The sequence below is a fragment of the Microbacterium sp. G2-16M genome, from assembly GCF_055809115.1.
Window position 1 is genome coordinate 1,992,261 of the sequence record NZ_CM147897.1, and the last position, 21,082, is coordinate 2,013,342.

The following is a 21,082-nucleotide window of genomic DNA, read 5'->3' on the forward strand; positions in this document are numbered from 1 at the left end:
ATGGGGATCGTGCCCGATCGCGTCTCCCCCTCCCCCGAACCCCTCGCCCCCGAATCCGCCGATCAGCCCGCGGCACCCGCGGTCTACACCCTGTGGCTGGTGTTCGCCCGGCCCGCCGAGCCGCTGCCCGCCGAGGCGCTGCACTCGGCGGCATCCGACCTCGATGCCGCGTTCGCGGCGGCCAAACTGTCCGGCGTGACCGTCCGGGGGATGTACGACGTCTCGGGCTTCAAGGCCGACACCGATCTGCTGTTCTGGCTGCACGGCGACAGCCCCCGGGCGCTGCAGGCGGCCGCGCGGGCACTGCGCCGCGTGCCGGCCATCGCTGCCCTGATCCCGCACACCAACCTCATGGGCGTGCACCGCGAGGCCGAGTTCAACCGCCAGCACGTCCCCGCGTTCGTCCGCGGCGTCGAGCCGAAGCGGTGGATCACGGTGTACCCGTTCGTGCGCAGCAAGGACTGGTACCTGATCCGGGACGGCGAGCGCAGCCGGATGCTGGCCGAGCACGGGCGCGCCGGCGCGGCCTACACCGAGGTGCTGACCAACACGGTGGCGGCGTTCGCACTCGGCGACTACGAGTGGGTGGTGCCGATCGAGGGCGACGAGCTCACCGATCTGGTCGACATGATGCGCGACCTGCGCTACGTCGACGCGCGCCGCCACGTCGTGATCGAGACCCCGTTCTTCACCGGTCGCCGCATCGGCACCGCGGAGGCCGCCGAGGTGCTCTCGTGAGCGCCGGCGCGTTCGACGCGGTGCTGCTGGCGAGCTTCGGCGGACCCGAGGGGCAGGACGACGTCATCCCGTTCCTGCGCAACGTGACGCGCGGCCGCGGGGTTCCCGAGGAGCGGCTGGAGGATGTCGCGGTGCACTATCGCCACTTCGGCGGGGTGAGCCCGATCAATGCGCAGAACCGGGCCCTGACGGCCGCGCTCGAGGCGGAGCTTGCCGCGCGCGGCATCGACCTGCCGGTGCACTGGGGCAACCGCAACTGGGACCCGTACTTCGCGGATGCGCTGCGTGCCGCGCATGAGGCCGGGCACGACCGGCTGCTGGCCGTGGTCACCAGCGCGTACACCTCGTACTCCGGCGTCGGACAGTACCGCGAGAACTTCGAGCAGGCTCTGGCCGAGACCGGGCTGGACGGGGTCGTCTCGATCGACCGCGTGCGCGAATTCTTCGACCACCCCGGCTTCGTCGCGCCGTTCGTCGCCGGGCTGCGCGAGGCGGTGGGGCGGGATGCTTCGTCTCGCTCGCGCTCGCTCAGCACAGGTGCCGCCGACACCCACGTCCTGTTCGTAACGCATTCCATCCCTGCGGCGGCGGCCGACGCCTCCGGTCCCGGGTTCGGGCCGGGGGGCGCATATGTCGCCCAGCATCTCGCGGTCGCCGACGTGATCGCCGCGGAGGCGGCGCCCGGAGTGCCGTACTCGCTCGCATACCAGTCGCGCAGCGGCGACCCGCGCACGCCGTGGCTCGAGCCCGATGTGAACGACGAGATCCGACGACTTGCGGCATCCGGTGTCGGCCGGGTGGTCGTGGTGCCGATCGGCTTCGTCAGCGACCACATGGAAGTGCTGTGGGATCTCGACACCGAGGCGGCCGAGACCGCTGCCGAGGTGGGCGTGGGCTTCGCGCGGGTGGCCACCCCGGGCGTGGACCCCGCGTTCGTGGCCGGTCTGGTCGACCTGATCCAGGAGCGGGTGGATGCCGTGCCCGACGCGCAGCGTCCGCATCGGACCGCGCTCGGCCCGTGGCCGGATCATGCCCCCGTCGGACGTGGGGCGGAGATCGCCGCGGCCTCGAACGCGACGACTGCGGCCCCAGCGGACGACGTGCACTCCCAGCCTGGGATGGGCGCGGCGGCGGCGCGATGACCGGCACCCCGCCCGCGGCGGCCTCGCGCCCCGACATCCTGCGCGTCGGGACCCGCGGCAGCGCGCTTGCGGTGGCCCAGACGCAGCTGGTCGCCGACGCCCTGGCCACCGCGCTCGGCGGCATCCCGGTCGAGATCGTCCGCGTGACCACGCACGGCGACGTCTCCCGCGCGTCGCTGGCGAGCCTGGGCGGCACCGGCGTGTTCGCCACCGCACTGCGCGACGCGCTGCGCGAGGGCCGCTGCGATGTCATCGTGCACTCGTTCAAGGACCTGCCCACGGCGCCCGCGACCGGTCTCACCGTCGGCGCGGTGCCGCGACGCGAGGACGCGCGCGACGTCGTCGTCACTCGCGGCGGCGGCCTCGACACCCTGCCGGCCGGCGCCCGCGTCGGCACCGGTTCGCCGCGTCGCGCCGCGCAGGTGCAGGCGGCGCGGCCGGACGTCGAGGTCGTCGACATCCGCGGAAACGTCGACTCCCGGCTGGCGCGACTGCACGCGTCCGGCGACGAGCGGCTGGATGCGGTGGTCCTGGCCGCGGCCGGGCTCGCCCGACTGGGCCGCACCGACGTCGCCGCGCACCCGATGGACCTGGACGCGTGGCCGACCGCCCCCGCCCAGGGCGCGCTGGCCGTCGAGGTGCGCGCGGACGACGCCTCCGCCGGCCCGCTGGCCGAGGCGCTGCGCCGGGTGGACGATCCGGTCAGTGCGGCGCTGGCGGCAGCCGAACGCGGCGTGCTCGCCGGGCTGCAGGCCGGCTGCTCCGCGCCCGTGGGCGCGACCGCCCGGTTCGAGACCGGCGCCCTCACCCTGACCGCCGCCGTGTACGCGCTCGACGGCAGCCGCCGGGTCGAGGCATCCCACACCCGCCCGGTCGCCGACGGATCCGCGCTGGCCGAGGTCGCCGACGACGCCGCCCGCTGGGTGGTCGCGCAGCTGCTGCAGGGCGGCGCCGGCGAGCTCGCCCCGTTCCCGGAGGCCACCGCATGAACCCCCTCATCCGCCCGCGCCGACTGCGTACCACCCCGGCGATGCGCCGGCTCGTGGCCGAGACGCGGATCCACCCCGCGCAGCTGATCCTGCCGCTGTTCGTGCGCGAGGGTCTGACCGCCCCGGCGCCGATCGAGGCCATGCCCGGAGTGGTCCAGCACTCGCTCGACTCGCTGAAGGCGGCGACGGCGGATGCTGCGGCCGCCGGCATCGGCGGGGTGATGCTGTTCGGCATCCCGTCCACCCGCGATGCCATCGGGTCGGCCGCCACCGATGCCGACGGCATCCTGAACCGCGCCACCCGGGCCGTCGCCGCCGAGGTCGGCGACGCGCTGGTGGTCCAGACCGACCTGTGCCTGGACGAGTTCACCGACCACGGACACTGCGGCGTGCTCGATGCCCGCGGCCTCGTCGACAACGACGCGACCCTCGAGCGGTACCGCGACATGGCGGTCGCGCAGGCCGAGGCGGGCTCGGCGCTGCTGGGCCTGTCCGGCATGATGGACGGCCAGGTCGCCGCCGTCCGAGATGCGCTGGACGCCGCCGGGCGCACCGACACCGCGATCCTCGCGTATGCGGCGAAGTACGCGTCGGCGTTCTACGGGCCGTTCCGCGAGGCGGTGGATTCGCAGTTGACCGGCGACCGGCGCACCTATCAGCAGGACCCGGCGAACCGGATCGAGGGGCTGCGCGAGGCCGGGCTGGATGAGGCCGAGGGCGCCGATGTGCTCATGGTCAAGCCGGCGATGAGCTACCTGGACGTGCTGGCCGATGTCGCGGCCACGGCCCAGGTGCCGGTGTGGGCGTACCAGGTCTCGGGCGAGTACGCGATGATCGAGGCGGCCGCCCGCAACGGCTGGATCGACCGCGACCGGGCGATCCGCGAGAGCGTCACCGGCATCCTGCGGGCGGGCGCGGGAGCCGTGCTGACCTACTGGGCGCTGGAGCTGGCCGCGGAGGGGCGGGTATGAGCAACGAGACGTCGTTCACCGAGGCATCCGCCGTCATTCCCGGCGGGGTGAACTCGCCGGTCCGCGCGTATCGGTCGGTGGGCGGCGCCCCGCGGTTCATGGTGTCGGGGCACGGGCCCTACATCGTCGACGTCGAGGGCCGCGAGTACGTCGACCTGGTGTGCTCGTGGGGTCCGCTGCTGCTCGGGCACGGGCATCCGGCGGTGCGGGATGCCGTGCACGCGGCCGTCGACCGGGGGCTGTCGTTCGGCGCCTCGACGCCGGCCGAGACCGAGCTGGCCGAGGCCGTGATCGCCCGCCTCTCCCGCCAGGTCCCTGAGCGAGCCCCGGCGCAGCCGGCGCGAGACGAAGGGCCGGTCGTCGAGCGAGCCGAACGCCAGGTCCCTGAGCGAGCCGAACGCCAGGTCCCTGAGCGAGCCCCGGCGCAGCCGGCGCGAGACGAAGGGCCGGTCATCGAACAGGTGCGGCTGGTCTCCACCGGTACCGAGGCCACGATGACGGCGGTCCGCCTGGCGCGGGGCGTGACCGGGCGATCACTGGTGGTCAAGTTCGCCGGGCACTATCACGGCCACTCGGACGGACTGCTCGCCGATGCCGGCAGCGGCCTGGCCACGCTGGCGCTTCCCGCCTCAGCCGGGGTGCCCGCCGAAGTCGCCGCGCAGACGCTCGTGCTGCCGTACAACGACCGGACGGCCGTGGAGGCAGCGTTCGCCTCATACGGCCCGCGGATCGCCGCCGTGATCGTCGAGGCGGCGGCGGCGAACATGGGCGTGATCGCTCCCGAGCCCGGGTTCAACGCGTTCCTGGCCGCGACCGCGCATCGGAACGGCGCCCTGCTCATCGTGGACGAGGTGCTCACCGGCTTCCGGGTCTCGCCCGCGGGCTGGCTCGGGCTCGAGCCGGTCGCAGCCGACATCGTCACGTTCGGCAAGGTCATCGGGGGCGGGATGCCGCTGGCCGGCCTCGGCGGGCGGCGCGAGGTGATGGAGCAGCTGGCTCCGACCGGTCCGGTGTACCAGGCGGGAACGCTGTCCGGGAACCCGGTCGCCGTGGCGGCGGGCCTTGCCACCCTCCAGGCAGCCGATGCGGCGGTGTACGCGCGGGTGGACGAGGTGTCGGCGGCGATCGCCGCGGCGACCTCCGACGCGCTGTCCGCGGCCGGGGTGGAGCACGTCGTCTCGCGTGCGGGCAGTCTGTTCAGCATCCAGTTCCTGCCGTCGCGGGCGCACGACTATGCCGGAGTCCAGCGTCAGGAGGCGTTCCGGTACGGCCCCTTCTTCCACGCGATGCTGGAGGCGGGCGTCTCGCTGCCGCCGAGCGCGTACGAGGCCTGGTTCGTCAGCGCCGCGCACGACGACGCCGCGGTGTCGCGGGTGCTCGAAGCGCTGCCGGCCGCGGCCGGCGCGGCCGCCGCGGCGGCGCCGTCGGCCTGAGCGGACCGATCGGTCGGTGCCGCCTGCGATGCCGGGTAGGCTTGTCGCGGCGCGGCCCGTCGAGGCCGCCGGATTCGTCGCAGGTCGTGCGACGACGAGCCGCCGATCGGCGGACGAGAGCGTGAGAGCGAGGTGGTGCACCCATGAGCAGTGACAGTCGTCATCCCCTGCCGGGCGCCGCCTCCGCCACGCACTGACCCACCGTCAGTTCGAGGTCCGGGAGGTGCCGTGTCCGGCATCCCTCCCATCCACCCGCGCCGCGCCGGTGCCCTGCACCGCCGTGGCCGCCCGAGGAAGCCTCGCCATGACCATCACCGAACTCTCCGATCGCATCGACGAACTCGCGCAGCACCTGATGCAGGGCGACCTGGTCGCCGCATCCGATGCCCTCGGCGGGCTGGATCCGCACGAGGTCGTCACGGCGATCGAGCGCCTCAACCCCGGCGAGGGTGCCGTGCTGTTCCGGCTGCTGTCCAAGGACCGCGCGCTCGCGGTGTTCGAGGCGCTCGCGCCCGGCGTGCAGGCCGACATCGTCGGGCGGCTGCAGGACTCCGAGGTCGCTGCCGTGTTCGCCGACATGGACCCGGACGACCGGGTGTGGCTCCTGGACGAGCTGCCCGCGTCGGTCGCGCCGCGGCTGCTGCGCGGGCTGCCGGTGCGCGAGCGGCAGCTGACCGCCGAGGTGCTCGGGTATCCGCAGAACGCGATCGGGCGCCGCATGAGCCCGGAGTACGTGACGACCCACCCCGACCTCACCGTCGCGCAGACGATGGCGCGCGTGCGCGCCCGGCTCGACGAGGCCGAGACGATCTACACCCTCCCGGTCACCGACCACGGACGCGAGGTCGTCGGCGTCGTGAGCCTGCGCGACCTGCTGTCGGCGCCGGATGCCGCGCTCGTGCGCGACGTCATGAGCGAGGCGCGCACCGCCACGGCCACGAGCGACGTCGAGCAGGCGGCACGGCTGTGCGCGGACATGAACCTGCTCGCGCTGCCGATCGTCGACAGCGAAGGCCGGCTCCTCGGCATCCTGACCCTGGACGATGCGGCGCGCATCCTCAAGCAGGAGGAGAGTCAGGATGTCGCCCGTCAGGGCGGTGTCGAGCCGCTCGGTCGCCCCTATCTGAGCACCCCGATCACACGGCTCGTGCGCTCGCGCGTGGTGTGGCTGTTCGTGCTCGCGATCGGCGCCACGCTGACCGTGCACGTGCTCGAGATCTTCGAGTCGACGTTGGCGCAGCTGACCGCGCTCGCGCTGTTCGTGCCGCTGCTGATCGGCACCGGCGGCAACACCGGCAACCAGGCCGCCACCACCGTGACCCGCGCGCTGGCGCTGGACGAAGTGCGGCCGCGCGACATCCTGCGCGTGCTCGGCCGCGAGCTGCGCGTCGGATTCCTGCTCGGACTCGCCCTCGGGCTGATCGGCTTCGCCATCGCGGGCGCGGTGTACTCGTTCGACATCGGACTCGTGATCGGCCTCACCCTGGTCGCGGTGTGCTCGCTGGCCGCGACGATCGGCGGCGTCATGCCGCTGGCGGCCCGCGCCATCCGCGTCGACCCCGCCGTGTTCTCGAACCCGTTCATCACCACCTTCGTAGATGCCACCGGCCTGGTCATCTACTTCCTGATCGCGAAGGCCGTGCTCGGGCTGTAGCGGGCTCGGTGCTTGCTCATGAGCTGCGGAGATCTCACGAGCTCAGGAGGGATTGCGCCCGAAACCCCCTCGTTTGGTGAGATCTCCGCAGCTCGTGCGCGAACCTGTGCCCGGCGGCCCGTGGATGGCCACGACCCGTCAACCGGGACTGGGGCACGGTCCGGGCGGACCGGCCGGCTGCCCGCTCAGAGCGGCTCGATGCCGAACGTGAAGGCGCGCCCCTGCCGGAACGGCTCGACCAGCTCGAAGTTCTCGAACGCGATGCCGCCCGGGATGGGATGCTCGCTCATCCAATACGTGTGACGCCCGTTGACCTGGGCGCGCAGCGCCGGGTCCGGGTCGGCGGCACGCCACTCCTGGACGCCGCGTCGCCCGACGTAGTGCCAGTGCTCGGCCGTGCCCTCAGCGTAGGTGGCGCCCACCGGGTCGCCCTCGTCCGGACGCGCCCGCACCACGACGTCGCCGCCGTCGCGGACCAGCTCCCCCACACCGAATGAGGCGTGCGGGGCGAACACGGTGTCGTGATAGTCCGGCCACAGCGCGCTCGCGTGGGCCGTGCGGCCGGAGAGTTCCAGCTCGCGCAGTCGCGCCCAGTTGCCCATCGTGGCCGTCAGGACACAGGCATCCAGCGCCACCGAGGTCGCCCGGGCGAATGCCGCCACCTGCACTTCGTGCGGGCGGTCGCGGGTGAAGCTCGCGGTGACCCACACGTCCGCGCCGTTCGCGAACGGCTCGCAGAGGATGCTGACGGTCAGGGTGTCCCCGTCGACCACGCCGCGCGCCGGATCGGTGTCGGCCCGCGGAGCCGCATCCGACGGATCGTCGGCCGACCAGAACCGCAGCCCGGGGGTGTCGTCCAGCCGTGATCGCTCGAGTTCGGAATAGCCGCGCTCGGCCTGCCCGGCGGGGACCGGCTCGATGGCGATGAAGTTGACGAGCCGGTCGCGCGGCTGGTCGAGGTAGGGCGTGAACACCCGGATCAACCCGCGCGGCCCGGCCAGCGGGTGAAGTCCGATCTGCATGCCGTCCGGGTGGCCCCAGCGGGGCTCCCGCGGCCCGGCACCGGCGACCGGCCTCAGCCAGCCGGTCTCGTCGATGGTCGCGTCATGCATGTTGCCTCCTCGGCGTTCAGAACTCAGCTGCGCGGGCCCGAACCGGCGTCCGCCCCTCGGCCCGGCGCGCTCTGCGGCATCCCACCCGCGACTGAACATGAAACCGCCCACTGCACATCAAACTGGGCCCGGTTTCATGTACATTCGGCCAAATCGTACGATCTCGGCGCGGGACGGACGCGGGTTACAGGGCCACGTCGCCGACGAGGTGGACGCGGATGCCCATCCCATCGAACATCGCGGCCTTGGCGGCGAGCGCCTTGTCGGCGGTGGCGGCGTCGGGGGCGTAGGCCAGCTGGGCGTGGTTGGCCTTGTGCCGGGCCATGAACTGGTCGCGGGTCTGGCCGTGCAGCACCACGTTCGCGATCGGCCACTCCGGGTTCGTGACGTTCTTGCGGCGCTGGGTCTCCTCCTCCGGCAGCGCGACGACCGAACCGCGGAACAGGTCGGCGTGCAGTGCCCCGTCGGCGATGTACACGCGCGAGAGGACGACCTCTCCGGGCTTGGACACCCCGTTGATCGTCGCCCCGCCGGCGGGGAAGAAGACGTGCCCCTGGCGCCAGCCCTCGGCCTTGTCCCATCCGCCCAGGTGCGAGGCGGGCACCGAGCCCGAGATCTCGTACACCCACACGAACTGCCCGTCGTACTCCTCGCCCCATCGCACGTCGTGCAGCGTGGTGTCGGGGTTCAGCCCCATCGCCGTCCACACCCGGTTCGTGATCAGCGCATCCACCGCGACGCCCTCGTCGGCCTCGTTGAAGTGCGGGAACGCGCGACCGGCGTGCAGCTCGCGCTCGCCGTCGCGGGAGAACACCGGCGGCCGCTCGGTCGAGTTCAGGATGCCTTCGGCCAGGTCCGACGCCGGAACGAGATCCTTCAGCCCCTGCTGGTACTGGATGCCGACGGCATCCAGTCCGAAGTCGTCGGCGATCCGCAGCGCGGCGATGTACATCTTCAGCTGCCACTGCACCTGGTCGCGGGTGAGCTCGGTCGCGGCATCCTGCCCGTATTTGAAGGTCATTCCGTGCCCGATCAGCCAGTCGTACACCGCGTCGGCCTCGGACTCGGCCACCTCGAGCATCTCGGCGTACAGCGCGGACTGCGACAGGCGCTCCTTGTAGATCCCGGTCCGGTTCAGCAGCTCGTCGTCGAAGATCGCGTTGTACATGCCCATGCAGCCCTCGTCGAACACGCCGATGATGGCCTTGTCGGCAAGCAGCTGGTCGGCAAGGGCGCTACCGAGCTGGGTCTCGGGAGAGTCGGGCAGCGCGGGCAGCTCGTGCACGTGCGACGCATCGTCGGTGATGTGCCCGGTCTGGACCCATTCCCTCAGACCGGCGCGGAACCACTCGTCGGTGAAATCGACCGACCAGATCGTGGAGTACTCCTTGCCCATCTTCGTCAGGCCCGCGTTCAAGCCGAGCAGACCGACCAGACCCGGCCAGTCGGGCGCGAAGTTCGCCGTCGTCAGGATCGGGCCGCGGTGCGTGCGCAGCCCGGCGAGCACGTGGTGGGAGTACTGCCAGTTGGCGATCGCGACCACCAGCGGCGCGTCCTCGGGGATGTTCGTGAAGACCTCCAGGCCCATCCGCTGGCTGCGGATGTATCCGTGCCCCCGACCCTGGTCAACGCCGAAGGCCCGCACGACGCTCCAGCCGAGCTGCTCGAAGGCCGCGGTGACAGCCGCCTCGGTCGCCTCCTGCACCGGCCAGCCGGCGACGTTCGCCGACTCTCGCAGGTCGCCCGACGTGATCAGGTAGACCGTGTTCGGCGCGGCGGTCGGGCGGGCCGTGGGAGTGGGAAGTGTGTAGCTCATGGTGTCTCCGTTGGTGAATGGTCAGGTCAGGGGGGCGATGTGCGCATCGCCTTCTGAAAGGTGGATGTCGACCCCGACGACGGTGCCGCTCAGGCGCAGTTCGGCCAGCGCGAGTTCGCCGCCGTCCAGCCGCAGCGTGAGCGCGTCGGCATCGATCTCGACGCGTCCCCAGCCCGAGCCCGTGGTGAACAGCGCGCGCAGCGGACCGGGCTGGGCCGGCGCGAACCCGAGCGTGCGGGTCGGGGCATCCCATTGCTGCCCGGTGAACGCCAGCAGCACGCCCCACGACGCGAGCGATCGCGCGTAGTGGTTGCCGCACTCGATCTCGTTCCACGGGTTGCGCACCACGCCGTCATAGCGCGCGGCGCGCGTGCGCTCGATGAGCAGTGCGTCGTCGACGAGACCGGCGGCGGCGAGGGATGCCGCGACCTGGTGCTCGACGCCGGTCCACACCTCGTCGGAGTAGACGAAGGGGATCGCCGGGCGCCCGCCGGCCGGCCATGAGGCGAGCAGCAGCCCACCCTCGTCGTTCAGCGCATAGACGCGCTGTGTGCTCTCGTGGTCTGTGAGATCGCCGCGGAAGTTGTGGGTCATGATGGCCGACAGCGCAGTGCGCACGCGGTCCGCCGGCAGGATGTCGTCGAGCCCGTTCAACTGCGCGTGGAACTGTCCGAGCAGCTGGTCGGACAGGACGCCCTCGCCGTACTGGTAGCGGTGCCTATCGAGGTCATCGATCACCTGTCGATACCACTGGCCGTTCCACAGCACCTCGTCCATGCGCGCCGCGGCCCGGTCGGCGTGCGCGGTGAGCTCGACCGCCCGCCCGCCGTCACCGACATGCCGCGCCATCCGGGCACCGGCGCGGAGGGCGGCGATCAGCATCCCGTTCGCGAGCGGCTCGATCCCGTGGAACTCGATGTCGTAGGTGTTGTGCAGCTCGCCGTCCAGCAGGCCGTCGCCGTCGCGGTCCCATTCGCGCAGCGCGTACCCGAGCGCCCGGTCGGCGGCCGGCCACAGCTCGCGCAGGAAGTGGTCGTCGCCGGAGAACCGCCATTCGCGATGCAGCCGGATGACGGTGCCCAGCTGTCCGTCCACCGCCGGACCCATGAACCAGGTCGGCCCGTCGAAGACCCGATTCGACCGGAACTTCTGCGCACCGACCGCGTCGGTCTCGAGCAGGAACTCGTTGCGGCGCGCGCTGCGCTCCAGCTGCGGGAACAGCCACGCCACCGTCTGCGCGTACGACCAGACGTGCGTGCAGGTGCCCTCGCACGAGCCGCCATGGTCGAACGAGCCCTCCCACGCCGCGAACACCGGACCCGCCCCGAGCGCCGGGTTCGGCGTCTCGACCACGAAGCACGTCGTCGACCGCACCGCGGCGATGTTGGCGCCCGCGGCCTGCACGATGACGGGGTCGAGGGTGCCGCCGTACAGCGCCTCGACGAACGCCGTCGTCGCCCCCTCGAGCGCGGGCAGGTGACGGTGCAGGTGGGATGCCGCGGCCCACGCATCCGGCCACAGTGTGGCGTAGTGGTTGCGCACGACCTCGTCGGCGTGCGGATCGTTCCCGATGATGTGGCCGAGCCATCCCCGGTGCCGGTTGGGGAACGACCAGCTCAGCACGAACTCGAAGTCGCGGGTCTCGCCCGGTGCCAGCGCGTGGACGATGCCGAGGGATCCGGTGCGCATGCGCGGCAAGGTGGCGAACAGCTCCGCCTCGCTCATCGGCCGACCGGCGTCTCCCTCCGCGAACAGCCCACGCGGGCGGTCTTCCAAGGTCAGACGCGGTTCGATCTCGAGCAGGCCGTCGGCGACCAAGTCGTTCCAGAACAGGCGTGCACCGTCGGGCCAGAACCCGGTGACCCACTGCGGCTTGGTCGTGGTCGCGGCATCCGTCGTCGTGAGCGCGAGCGTGCCGTAGCCGAAGTCGTCCGCGGGCAGGTCGATGCCGAAATCGAGCCCGCGCACGGCACCCTCTTCGCCCGGGCCGTCGTCCCGCCAGCGCACGGTCTGCGTACCGCGCATGCCGAAGGGCCCCTCGCCGCGCCCCGCGGTGTGGCTGGCCGAGCCGACGATCGTGACGTCGACCGGCGCCGGGCCGGGGTTGGTCACGCGGTAGCGCAGCACGGCGGCCGGGATGCCGGATGCGTCGGGGTCAAGCGGCACCAGCGGCGTGAACGCGCGCAGTGAGACGTCGACCGGCAGCGCATCGTCGGCGAACTCGATCTCGACGATCGGGTACTCGCCGTGCATCGTGGCGGCATCCAGGCGCGGAAGGCCGGCGAGCGCGTCGAACGGAGCCCCGGCATCCCAGTCGTACGGCCCGTTCATCCGGGCCTCCAGTACACGGGTGACCGGCTCGGCCCCCGCCGCGAGGGCGTGGATGGCGAAGAACGTGTGGGGGTTGCGGCGACCCTTGTCGGGCAGGTTCTCCAGCTCCCAGTCACGCAGCTCGCCGCGCGCGCCCAGCGATACGTTCCCCGTGCCGATGCCGCCGAGTGGAAACGCGGCGCGCGTCGCCGTGTGCGGGATGCCGCGGGCCCGACGCGTCATGCGAACACCTCTTCTCGCTGTGTGCCCGCCAATTCGTGCACGACATCCGTCGTCCCGGTGTAGAGGCGCAGGTAGCGGTCGAACAGGGCGTCATAGACGGCGGACGTCGCCGAATTGGGCGTGATGGTCGCCACGACCGGATTCCACTCGGCGATCCGCGGCTCGGTTCCGGGCGCGGTGGTCGCCGTGGCCGCCAGGAAGGCGGCGCCGTAGCTCGCGCCGATCGTGGTCTGCGGCACCTGCTGGGTCAGGCCCGTGGCATCCGAGACGATCTGGAGCCAGAGCTGTCCCTGCGTGCCGCCGCCGACCGCGACGATACGGCGGATATCGGCGCCCGCGGCGCGCATGGTCTCGACGTTGTGCCGGACGCCGAGGGCCGTCGCCTCCAGCGCGGCGCGGTACAGATCGCCGCGGGTGTGCGCGAGGGTGAGGCCGGCGATCACGCCGCGGGCATCCGGATCCTGGATCGGGGTGCGCTCGCCGGCGAAGTAGGGGAGCATCGCCAGTCCCCGCGCCCCGGGTCCGGAAGCCGCGGCCTCGGCGAGGAGCGTCGGATAGTCGGCGGAGGTGAGATCCCTCAGCCAGGCGGTCAGCGCCCCCGACGTGGCCAGACCCCCGGCGAGGTTGCGGGTGCCCTCGAAGGCACCGACCGTGGTCCACATCGACGGAGTGCGCAGCGTGTGCGCACCGGTCGCGATGAGGAACATCGTCGTGCCGTACATCAGCATCAGATCGCCGACCTCGTGCGCGCCGACGCTCACCGCCTCGGTCCACGCGTCGATGGTGCCGGCGATGACCGGTGTGCCGGCCTGCAGCCCCGTGGCGTCGGCGGCGGCATCCGTCACCCATCCCGCGATATCCCCCGCCCACCGCAGCGCGGGCCGTTCGATCCCGGGCGCGATCCGGTCCCACCAGGGCTCGTGCCAGGCGCCGCGCTCGACGTCGTACAGCGGGGAGGTCTGGCTGGCCGACTGATGGTCGAGCACGTAGGCCCCGGTGAGTCGTCGCGCCAGGAACGAGGCCGGCATGTACAGCCGTCTCGCCCGGGCATAGGCATCCGGCTCTTCCTCCGCGATCCAGGCGATCTTGGGGCCGCCGGCCTGCGAGGTCAGCAGCGAGCCGCCGATGGCGGTGATCGTCTCGGGACCGAGTTCGGCGGTGATGCGGTCGATCTGCGCGCCGGATCGGGTGTCGACGCCGTACAGGATGGCCGGGCGCACCGGCACGTCATCCTCGTCGGCGAGCAGGACGCACGGGCCCATGCCGCTGACTCCGACGGATGCGATCTCGGCGTCCGGGCACTGGGCGCGCAACTCATGGGTGATGGCGACGAACTCGTCCCACCAGATCCGGCCGTCCATCTCGACCCAGCCCGGATGAGGCCGCTGCACCTCGTGCTCGAGGACGGCCGTGGCGAGGATGCGGCCGGCGTCGTCGACGAGGACTCCCTTGCTGCTGGAGGTGCCGACGTCGACCCCGAGAGTGCACCGCATCGCATCCCTCCTCGATCACGTCGGTGTCATCGCGAACCCGGTTCACGCTACACGAAATCGATTTCATCCACAATCGCCGAGGTTGTCCCCCGTCGCGCGAGATTGTCCCCCGTCGCGCGAGATTGTCCCCCGTCCGCCGAGATTGTCCCCCGTCCGCCGAGATTGTCCTCCGTCCGGCGAGATTGTCCTCCGTCCGGCGAGATTGTCCTCCGTCCGGCGAGATTGTCCTCCGTCCGGCGAGATTGTCTTCGTTCCAAGTAGCAACCTCGGCGTACCAGCGACAACCTCGGCGCACAAACGACAACCTCGGCGAACCGCGGACAACCTCGGACAAGCAGCCGGGTGAGGATGCCGGGGCTCAGTGCGCGCGGAGGACCGTGGCCGGCTGCAACTCGTTGCGCAGCACGACCGTGCGCGCCGGCTGGTCGTCGCCATTGATGCGCTCGAGCAGGAGCCGAGCCGCGGTCACGCCCATGTGACGCGCGGGCAGCCGGACGAGCGTCACGACGCTGGGCGAGAGGGTGGTGAACGGCAGGGATCCGATGACGGCCACCCCCACCTGGGGCGGGGTGAGCCCGTGCTCGGTGAGCACCTGGATGGCGCCGACTCCGATGAGGTTGTTGCCGGCCACCACAGCCTCAGGCGGTTCGGGCAGGGCGAGCAGCTCTTCCATCACGCTGCGACCCCCCTCGACCTGGAAGGTGGAGTAGCGCAGCAGCGCATGGAGATCGACATCGGGGACGTGCTGCTCCATCACCGACCGCCAGCCGTCGGCCCGCTCGGACGCAGTCTCGATCTGCTCCGGTCCCGCGATGAACGCGATCCGACGGAAGCCGGCCTGCACGAGGTTCTCGGTGGCGGCACGGCCTGCGGCGCGGTTGGCCATCACCACCCCGTCGATGTCGTACCCGGTGCCTCGATCGACGGCGACGACGGGGCGCCCGGCGGCGATCACGTCATCGAGATTGGTGTGGTCCGCGGCAGCGGCCAGGATCACTCCGGCCATGTGCTCTGACAGCGCGATCTGCAGGTACCGCGATTCCTTCTCCACCTGGGCATCGGTGTTGCACAGCACGACCGAGTAGCCGGCATTCTGCGCGACATCCTCGACGCCGCGTGCCAATTCGGTGAAGTACGGGTTCTCGATGTCGGGGATCAGCAGCGCGATGACCTCGGACTCCTGTCGGCGCAGCGACCGAGCCGTCCGATTCGGGCTGAACCTCAGCTGCTGCGCGGCATCGCGCACGGCGGTCGTCTTGGCGTCAGAGACACCCGCGCCGTTGAACACGCGAGAGACGGTGGCGGGCGAGACGCCCGCGAGCTTCGCCACTTCATAGATGGTGGCCATGGTCTCCCGCTCTGCGATCGGTGCGCGTTGACAGCGCCTGTGGTCCACAATACAGTGGTGAAATCGATTCCATAAGAGTGGTCTCACCGAGAACCCCGACGACGGAGCTGACCCCATGACAACGACGTCCCCACTCTCCTCGCTCAGCGCGTTGCGCGCCGTGCAGACCCGGTCGATCTCGCCCGAGAACTTCGACGGCGCGGTCGGCGGCGGCGGGCGCGCGCGCGAGGGCACCGGTGCGTCCTGCGCGCGCGACCTCGGACCGGGGTGGAAGATCTCGCCCAGCGTGGACGTCAAGGCGGGCGAGACCTTCGAGCTCGCGAACATCTCCGGCGCCGGCAAGATCACGCACATCTGGATCACCACCCACACCGACAACTGGCGCACGCTGCTGCTCCGCGCTTACTGGGACGGCGCCGCTGAGCCTGCCGTCGAGGTGCCCTACGGCGACTTCTTCTGCAACGGCTGGGGCGTGTTCGCGCAGGTGAATTCGCAGGTCATCGCGGCGAATCCCCACGGCGGCTTCAACTCGTACTGGCCGATGCCGTTCCAGACCGGCGCCCGGCTGACGATCGAGAACACCTCGACCGTCGACGTGCGGATCTACTACCAGATCACCTACGAGACCGGCGCGGACTACACGGACGAGGGCTACTTCCACGCCCAGTGGCGCCGATCGAACCCGCTCGATGAGCTCGTGCCGCACACGATCCTGGAGGGGATCGAGGGACAGGGCCACTATGTCGGCACATACATCGCCTGGGGCGTGAACTCCAACGGCTGGTGGGGCGAGGGCGAGATCAAGTTCTACCTCGACGGCGATACCGACTACCCGACGATCTGCGGCACCGGAACCGAGGACTACTTCGGCGGCGCGTGGAACTTCGACATCCCGGAACAGGGATACACCGCCTTCTCGACGCCGTATCTCGGGATGCCGCAGGTCATCCGCCCGGACGGGCTCTATGTGTCGCAGCAGCGATTCGGGATGTACCGATGGCACGTCGTCGACCCGATCCACTTCGCCACCGGCATCCCCAAGGTCGACATCCAGGCGCTCGGATGGCGCAGCGGATGGCGGTACCTCCCGCTGCGGGACGACATCGCCTCGACGGCGATGTTCTACCTCGATCGGCCGACGGCGCGGCGCCCGAAGACGCCGAGCGCCGACGATATGGAGGTGCACTTGGGGACGGCTCCGGTCCCCGACATCGGGGCGACACCGCCGCGCGCGCCGCAGGACTGAACCGCGGCATCCGACGGCGAGTGGATGCTGCGGTCAGAGCGCGAGGTGAAGACGCAGTGCGGCATCCACCTGCGTCATCGCCTCGGCGGGAACCCAGCCGACGATGCGCAGGATCCGCCCGATCGACACGGCACGCACCTGTTCGGCCTGCGCCTTCGATTCGTGGCTGAGGCCGGTCGCATCGGCGTCGAGGAGAACGTGGAACGGGAACACTCGTGCGGTGCTGCTCGTGATCGGCACGACCGTGATCACGCCGCGCCGCGTCCGCACCGCGGCCGTATTCGCGGTGTTGTTGCTCACCACGACTGCGGGTCGCGTCTTGGACGCCTCGGAACCGGAGACCGGATCGAGGTCGACCAGCACGATCGCCCCGCGGCGGACGAGCGTGACGCCGTCGCCGGTCATGCGACCTGGTCGTCTGTCGCCGGATCCCAGGCGGCCGCCTCACCGTCATCCACCCACGAGCCGAACGCCTCCGCGTAGGCATCGGCGAGCTCGCTCTCACGCAGCAGCTGAAGCGCCCGCTGCACCGCGGCGGAGCGGCTCGCGAAGCGGCCGGCGAGGACGTCCGCATCGAGTGCGGCGATGTCGTCCTCGCCCAAGCTGATGCTGACCTTGGCGCCCATGTCTCGATGCTACTCCGGTCGCATCGGAATGCGACCGACCGTAGCCTGGCCCTGAGTGCCACCGACTGCCCCGACTGCCGCCTCTGGCGCCTGCCGCCGAACACCGCCGAGCGCCGCCGCCGCCGCCTGCCGCCGACTGCCACCGAGCGTCACTGACTGCACATGAAATCGTCGAGTGCACATCAAACATGGCGCAGACTGATGTTCACTCGGCCAAATCGTACGATCCCGAGGCGTAGCGCGCACGCACACACGCGCACGCACGCGCAGATGCGCGCAGGTGCAGATGCGCGGAGGCGCGGACGCAGACCGGGGCGCTAGCTGTACCCGGCCAGGACGTTGGTAGCGGCGAGCCTGGTTGAGCGAACGAGAACCTCCGAGTGGGATGTGGCTTGTCTAAGGCCCACGACCCACCGGAGGTTCTCGTGTCCCACGGTAACGCGCGACTGACCGTTCACGGTCGCCGATTGATCGTCCAACGCCACCAAGCGGGTTGGCCGCAAGCCCATATCGCCGCCGCGATGGGCATCTCCCGGAAGTGCGTGAAGACCTGGATCGATCGTTTTCGCGCCGAAGGCGATGCTGGACTCGCGACGCGGTCGTCACGACCTCACACGATGCCCACGAGAACCAGCGACGAGATCGAGCAGCGGGTCCTCACTGCACGGGCCAAGGAGCGAAGCGGCCCCGATGTCCTCGGCCCGAAGGTCGGGGTGCCCGCACGAACGGTGTCCCGGATCCTGCGCCGGCACAACGTGCCCTACCTGCGCGAATGCGATCCGATCACCGGCGAAGTGATCCGTTCCTCGAAGCAGACCGCAGTGCGGTACGAACGCGACCAGCCGGGCGAACTGGTGCACATGGACGTGAAGAAGCTCGGCCGGATCCCTGACGGCGGCGGATGGCGCGCCCACGGCCGCGCCAGCGCGTCGATCCAACGCGACCGCAACACCAAGGTCGGTTTCGACTACGTCCACTCCCTCATCGACGACCACTCCAGGCTGGCCTACAGCGAGATCCTTCCCGACGAGAAGGGGCCGACATGCGCTGCGTTCCTCGAGCGCGCGATCGTCTACTTCGCCGCGCACGGCATCACCCGGATCGAGCGGTTGATGACCGACAACGCCTGGGCCTACAGGTGGTCGCTCCGCGAGGTCTGCGCGACGCACGAGATCCGGCAGAAGTTCATCAAGCCCCACTGCCCCTGGCAGAACGGCAAAGTCGAGCGACTGAACCGGACCCTGGCCACCGAGTGGGCCTACCGCCAGACCTTCACCAGCAATGCAGAGCGAGCCGCAGCCCTTGCACCCTGGCTCGAGCACTACAACAATGAACGTCGCCATAGCGCACTCGGAGGCCACCCGCCGATCAGCCGACTGCTACCAACCTGATGGCCGGGTACAGCTAGCGCGCTGCGACGCGGGCGCGCAGGCCGTCGACGAGCAGGTCGACCCCGAATGCGAACGCGGCGGCCGAGTCATCGACCACGTCGGGCGCCACCACGCCCAGGCTGTCGAATTGCAGTCGCTGCTGCTCGTGTGAGACATGCCCCAGCACGAAGTGCAGCAGCGTCGTCGACGCCCGGGTGACCGTCGCCTCGTCGAAACCGCCTCCGGCGATCGCCTCGGCGAGACGCCTGGCGGCGGCATCCGCCCCCAGTCCCATGCTCAGCGTGCTCGCGACGACCTCCGCCCCGTCCCGGTAGGCGAGCAGTCCATCGCGCAGGCCGGCCGCGGCGGCCCGCACGTCGGCGGCCCAGTCTCCGGATGCCGGGGGCTCCGACCGCAGGGCGACGATGCGCTCCGCCAGCTCGGCGAGCATCGTCTGCTTGTTCGGGAAGTGGTGGTACAGCGCGCTCGGCTGCACCTCGAGCGCGGCAGCCAGCCGCCGCATCGTGAGATCGGGCAGCCCGACGTCGTCGAGAAGCCGCAGCGCCGTCCGCGCCACATCGTCGCGCGTGTGGCGCCGTGCGGTTTCGCCGAGTCGCATCCCCTCACTATAGTGAACAGCGTTCAGGTGAACACCGTTCAGTAAGAGGATGACGCACAGATGACCGACGTGACCGCACGCCCCGCCGTACACCGTCTCGGCGCCACCGATATCGCCCGCGTCGCCGTGTTCGCCGGCATCGTCGCGGTGCTCGGGCTGCCGGGCGGGTTCACCGCGTTCGGCGCCGTGCCGATCACCGCGCAGACGCTCGGCGTGATGCTCGCCGGGGCGATCCTGGGACCGTGGCTCGGCGCGCTGTCGATGACGGTGCTGCTGGCGCTGGTCGCGGTGGGTCTGCCGCTGCTGTCGGGCGGGCGGGGCGGCATCGGCGTCTTCGTCGGCCCGTCGGCGGGCTACCTTCTCGGCTTCGTGCTGGGCGCACTCGTGATCGGACTGATCGTGCACGCCGGCGGCCGTCGCCCGGTGCTGTGGCGCACGGCACTGGGGATCGCGGTCGGCGGCATCGGAGTGATGTATGCCTGCGGCATTCCGCTCCAGGCACTCGTGACGCGGATGCCGGTGCCCGAGACCGCGCTCACGAGCCTCGTTTTCCTTCCCGGCGACATCATCAAGGCCGTCGTCGCCACGGCGGTCACCATGACGCTCGTGCGCGCCTATCCGCGGGCATTCGGCCGTACTTTCGCCGCCACATCGGTCCGCTCGGATGCCGCATGATCCGACTCGCGCATGCGTCGGTGCGCCTCGGCGAGGTCGAGGCACTGCACGACGTGACGCTCGAAGTCGACGCGCGCACGGTCGCGGTGATCGGTGAGAACGGTTCGGGCAAGTCCACCTTCGCCCGGCTGATCGCCGGGCTGGTGCCGGCGACATCCGGCACCGTGCAGGTGCTGGGCCTGGACCCGGTGCGCGAGACGACCGCGCTGCGCCGTCGAGTGGCGGTCGTGTTCAGCAATCCCGACACGCAGATCGTCATGCCGACCGTCGCCGAGGATGTCGCGTTCTCACTGCGTCCGCAGCGCGGGCAGCGCCGCGATCGCGCGGCAGAGGCGGTTCGCGTGGAGGCATCCCTCGCGCGCTTCGGGCTCACCGCGCTCGCCGATCGCCCCGCGCACGACCTGTCGGGCGGGCAGAAGCAGCTGCTCGCCCTCGCCGGCGCGTTCGTGCGCGAGCCGACTCTCGTCGTCGCGGACGAGCCGACCGCGTACCTCGATGCGCGCAACGCCCGCCGCATCGCCGACCATCTGCTCGCCGACGCCGGTCACCGGCTCGTGCTCGCCACGCACGACCTCGCGCTCGCACGCCGATGCGATGCGGCCGTGCTGTTCCTGGACGGAACCGTGCGCGCGTCGGGCGACGCGCACGAGGTCATCGCCGCGTACGAGGAGGCGCTCGCGTGCTGACGCTGTACCGGTCTGGACGCGGACCGCTGTACCGGATGCCGGCCGGCCCGAAGCTCGTGTCGCTGATCGCGCTGGTGCTCGCGGTCTCGCTGCTGCCGACCGCGCTCTGGGCGGCCGGCGTCGCGGCCGGCGTCTGCCTGCTCGCCCATCTCGTCGGTCTGGGGATGCGCGGGCTGCGGGTGCTGGGCCGCCAGGCCTGGTCGCTGCGCTGGGTGATCGCACTGATGGTCGCGGGCCAGCTCGTGTTCCTCGGCCCGCTGCCCGCTGCAGTGAACACCGTGCGGGTGACGTCTGCCGTGCTGCTGGCCGGGCTGATCGCGCTGACGACGCCGGTGACCGCGCTGTTGGATGCGCTCGAGCGCGGCCTCGCACCGCTCTCACTCGTCCGCCTCGACCCCGCCCGTGCAGCGCTGATGCTGACAGTGACAGTCGGCACCATCCCGGACCTCGCGCGGATCGCCCGGGATGTGCGCGACGCCCAGCGCGCCCGCGGCGCGCGCGTCGGCATCCGACGATTCGCCGTGCCCTACCTGGTCACGACGCTCAAGCACGCCGACGAGCTCGGCGACGCGCTGGCCGCCCGCGGCGTGCGGTAGCGGCGGACTGCCCGA

The 21,082-nt window shown here is 71.2% G+C and carries 19 protein-coding genes; 11 read left to right on the forward strand and 8 right to left on the reverse strand.

Annotated elements, in window-relative coordinates; genetic code table 11:
- The 6 genes from hemQ (at window position 1) to mgtE (ending at window position 6,927) form a co-directional block, all read left to right on the forward strand.
- Window positions 1-738, forward strand: a complete 738-nt coding sequence (hemQ, locus tag AC0L6F_RS09445; RefSeq protein WP_473539986.1) for a hydrogen peroxide-dependent heme synthase — start codon at window positions 1-3, stop codon at window positions 736-738.
- The gene (locus tag AC0L6F_RS09450) at window positions 735-1,880 is read left to right on the forward strand and encodes a ferrochelatase (RefSeq protein ID WP_473537681.1); all 1,146 of its coding nucleotides are present in this window, start codon (window positions 735-737) and stop codon (window positions 1,878-1,880) included. Before hemQ ends, AC0L6F_RS09450 begins: the two co-directional genes overlap by 4 nt.
- Window positions 1,877-2,869: a hydroxymethylbilane synthase gene (hemC, locus tag AC0L6F_RS09455; protein WP_473537682.1), complete on the forward strand. Its 993-nt coding sequence runs from the start codon at window positions 1,877-1,879 to the stop codon at window positions 2,867-2,869. Before AC0L6F_RS09450 ends, hemC begins: the two co-directional genes overlap by 4 nt.
- Window positions 2,866-3,840 (forward strand): porphobilinogen synthase, encoded by a 975-nt coding sequence (gene hemB / locus AC0L6F_RS09460; RefSeq protein ID WP_259612945.1) that lies wholly within the window; start codon window positions 2,866-2,868, stop codon window positions 3,838-3,840. The genes hemC and hemB overlap by 4 nt, the downstream gene beginning before the upstream one ends.
- Window positions 3,837-5,273 carry a glutamate-1-semialdehyde 2,1-aminomutase gene (locus tag AC0L6F_RS09465; protein WP_473537683.1) on the forward strand — a complete coding sequence of 479 codons (1,437 nt, stop codon included), beginning with the start codon at window positions 3,837-3,839 and terminating at the stop codon, window positions 5,271-5,273. The genes hemB and AC0L6F_RS09465 overlap by 4 nt, the downstream gene beginning before the upstream one ends.
- A 304-nt stretch (window positions 5,274-5,577) precedes the next feature.
- Window positions 5,578-6,927 carry a magnesium transporter gene (gene mgtE / locus AC0L6F_RS09470; protein ID WP_473537684.1) on the forward strand — a complete coding sequence of 450 codons (1,350 nt, stop codon included), beginning with the start codon at window positions 5,578-5,580 and terminating at the stop codon, window positions 6,925-6,927.
- A gap of 185 nt (window positions 6,928-7,112) precedes the next feature.
- Here mgtE and AC0L6F_RS09475 read toward each other — a convergent pair whose 3' ends face one another.
- From AC0L6F_RS09475 to AC0L6F_RS09495, 5 genes are all read right to left on the reverse strand, one after another.
- Window positions 7,113-8,039 (reverse strand): hypothetical protein, encoded by a 927-nt coding sequence (locus AC0L6F_RS09475; RefSeq protein WP_473537686.1) that lies wholly within the window; start codon window positions 8,037-8,039, stop codon window positions 7,113-7,115.
- A gap of 184 nt (window positions 8,040-8,223) precedes the next feature.
- A complete protein-coding gene (locus tag AC0L6F_RS09480; RefSeq protein WP_473537687.1) occupies window positions 8,224-9,855 on the reverse strand; it encodes a fucose isomerase in 1,632 nt (543 codons plus the stop codon).
- Window positions 9,856-9,876: 21 nt separating this feature from the next.
- On the reverse strand, window positions 9,877-12,408 hold the full coding sequence (locus AC0L6F_RS09485; RefSeq protein WP_473537688.1) for a GH116 family glycosyl-hydrolase: 2,532 nt from the start codon (window positions 12,406-12,408) through the stop codon (window positions 9,877-9,879).
- Complete coding sequence (locus tag AC0L6F_RS09490) at window positions 12,405-13,901, reverse strand: FGGY-family carbohydrate kinase (protein ID WP_473537690.1); 1,497 nt, start codon at window positions 13,899-13,901, stop codon at window positions 12,405-12,407. Before AC0L6F_RS09490 ends, AC0L6F_RS09485 begins: the two co-directional genes overlap by 4 nt.
- Window positions 13,902-14,259: 358 nt before the next feature.
- Window positions 14,260-15,249, reverse strand: coding sequence for a LacI family DNA-binding transcriptional regulator (locus AC0L6F_RS09495; protein ID WP_274636317.1), 990 nt, complete (start codon window positions 15,247-15,249; stop codon window positions 14,260-14,262).
- A 115-nt stretch (window positions 15,250-15,364) separates the two neighbouring features.
- On the opposite strand from AC0L6F_RS09495, the gene AC0L6F_RS09500 reads away from it, so the two are divergent.
- Window positions 15,365-16,495, forward strand: a complete 1,131-nt coding sequence (locus AC0L6F_RS09500) for a glycoside hydrolase family 172 protein (protein ID WP_274636318.1) — start codon at window positions 15,365-15,367, stop codon at window positions 16,493-16,495.
- Window positions 16,496-16,528: 33 nt separating this feature from the next.
- On the opposite strand, the gene AC0L6F_RS09505 is transcribed toward AC0L6F_RS09500, so the two are convergent.
- Together AC0L6F_RS09505 and AC0L6F_RS09510 are read right to left on the reverse strand one after the other, a co-directional pair.
- A complete protein-coding gene (locus tag AC0L6F_RS09505; protein WP_274636319.1) occupies window positions 16,529-16,900 on the reverse strand; it encodes a type II toxin-antitoxin system PemK/MazF family toxin in 372 nt (123 codons plus the stop codon).
- A complete protein-coding gene (locus tag AC0L6F_RS09510; RefSeq protein WP_274636320.1) occupies window positions 16,897-17,121 on the reverse strand; it encodes a ribbon-helix-helix domain-containing protein in 225 nt (74 codons plus the stop codon). Before AC0L6F_RS09510 ends, AC0L6F_RS09505 begins: the two co-directional genes overlap by 4 nt.
- A 425-nt stretch (window positions 17,122-17,546) precedes the next feature.
- On the opposite strand from AC0L6F_RS09510, the gene AC0L6F_RS09515 reads away from it, so the two are divergent.
- A complete protein-coding gene (locus tag AC0L6F_RS09515; RefSeq protein WP_274636416.1) occupies window positions 17,547-18,512 on the forward strand; it encodes an IS481 family transposase in 966 nt (321 codons plus the stop codon).
- A 13-nt stretch (window positions 18,513-18,525) separates the two neighbouring features.
- On the opposite strand, the gene AC0L6F_RS09520 is transcribed toward AC0L6F_RS09515, so the two are convergent.
- On the reverse strand, window positions 18,526-19,110 hold the full coding sequence (locus tag AC0L6F_RS09520; RefSeq protein ID WP_473537691.1) for a TetR/AcrR family transcriptional regulator C-terminal domain-containing protein: 585 nt from the start codon (window positions 19,108-19,110) through the stop codon (window positions 18,526-18,528).
- A 60-nt stretch (window positions 19,111-19,170) separates the two neighbouring features.
- Here AC0L6F_RS09520 and AC0L6F_RS09525 point away from each other — a divergent pair, with 60 nt between their 5' ends.
- Genes AC0L6F_RS09525 through AC0L6F_RS09535 form a run of 3 tightly spaced genes read left to right on the forward strand, consistent with a single transcriptional unit; the run spans window position 19,171 to window position 21,067 of the window.
- Window positions 19,171-19,785 (forward strand): biotin transporter BioY, encoded by a 615-nt coding sequence (locus tag AC0L6F_RS09525; protein WP_473537692.1) that lies wholly within the window; start codon window positions 19,171-19,173, stop codon window positions 19,783-19,785.
- Entirely contained in the window at window positions 19,782-20,471 is a 690-nt protein-coding gene (locus AC0L6F_RS09530) for an energy-coupling factor ABC transporter ATP-binding protein (RefSeq protein WP_473537693.1), read from the forward strand. Before AC0L6F_RS09525 ends, AC0L6F_RS09530 begins: the two co-directional genes overlap by 4 nt.
- Window positions 20,465-21,067, forward strand: a complete 603-nt coding sequence (locus tag AC0L6F_RS09535; protein ID WP_274636324.1) for an energy-coupling factor transporter transmembrane component T — start codon at window positions 20,465-20,467, stop codon at window positions 21,065-21,067. The genes AC0L6F_RS09530 and AC0L6F_RS09535 overlap by 7 nt, the downstream gene beginning before the upstream one ends.
- The last annotated feature ends 15 nt before the right edge of the window (window positions 21,068-21,082 follow it).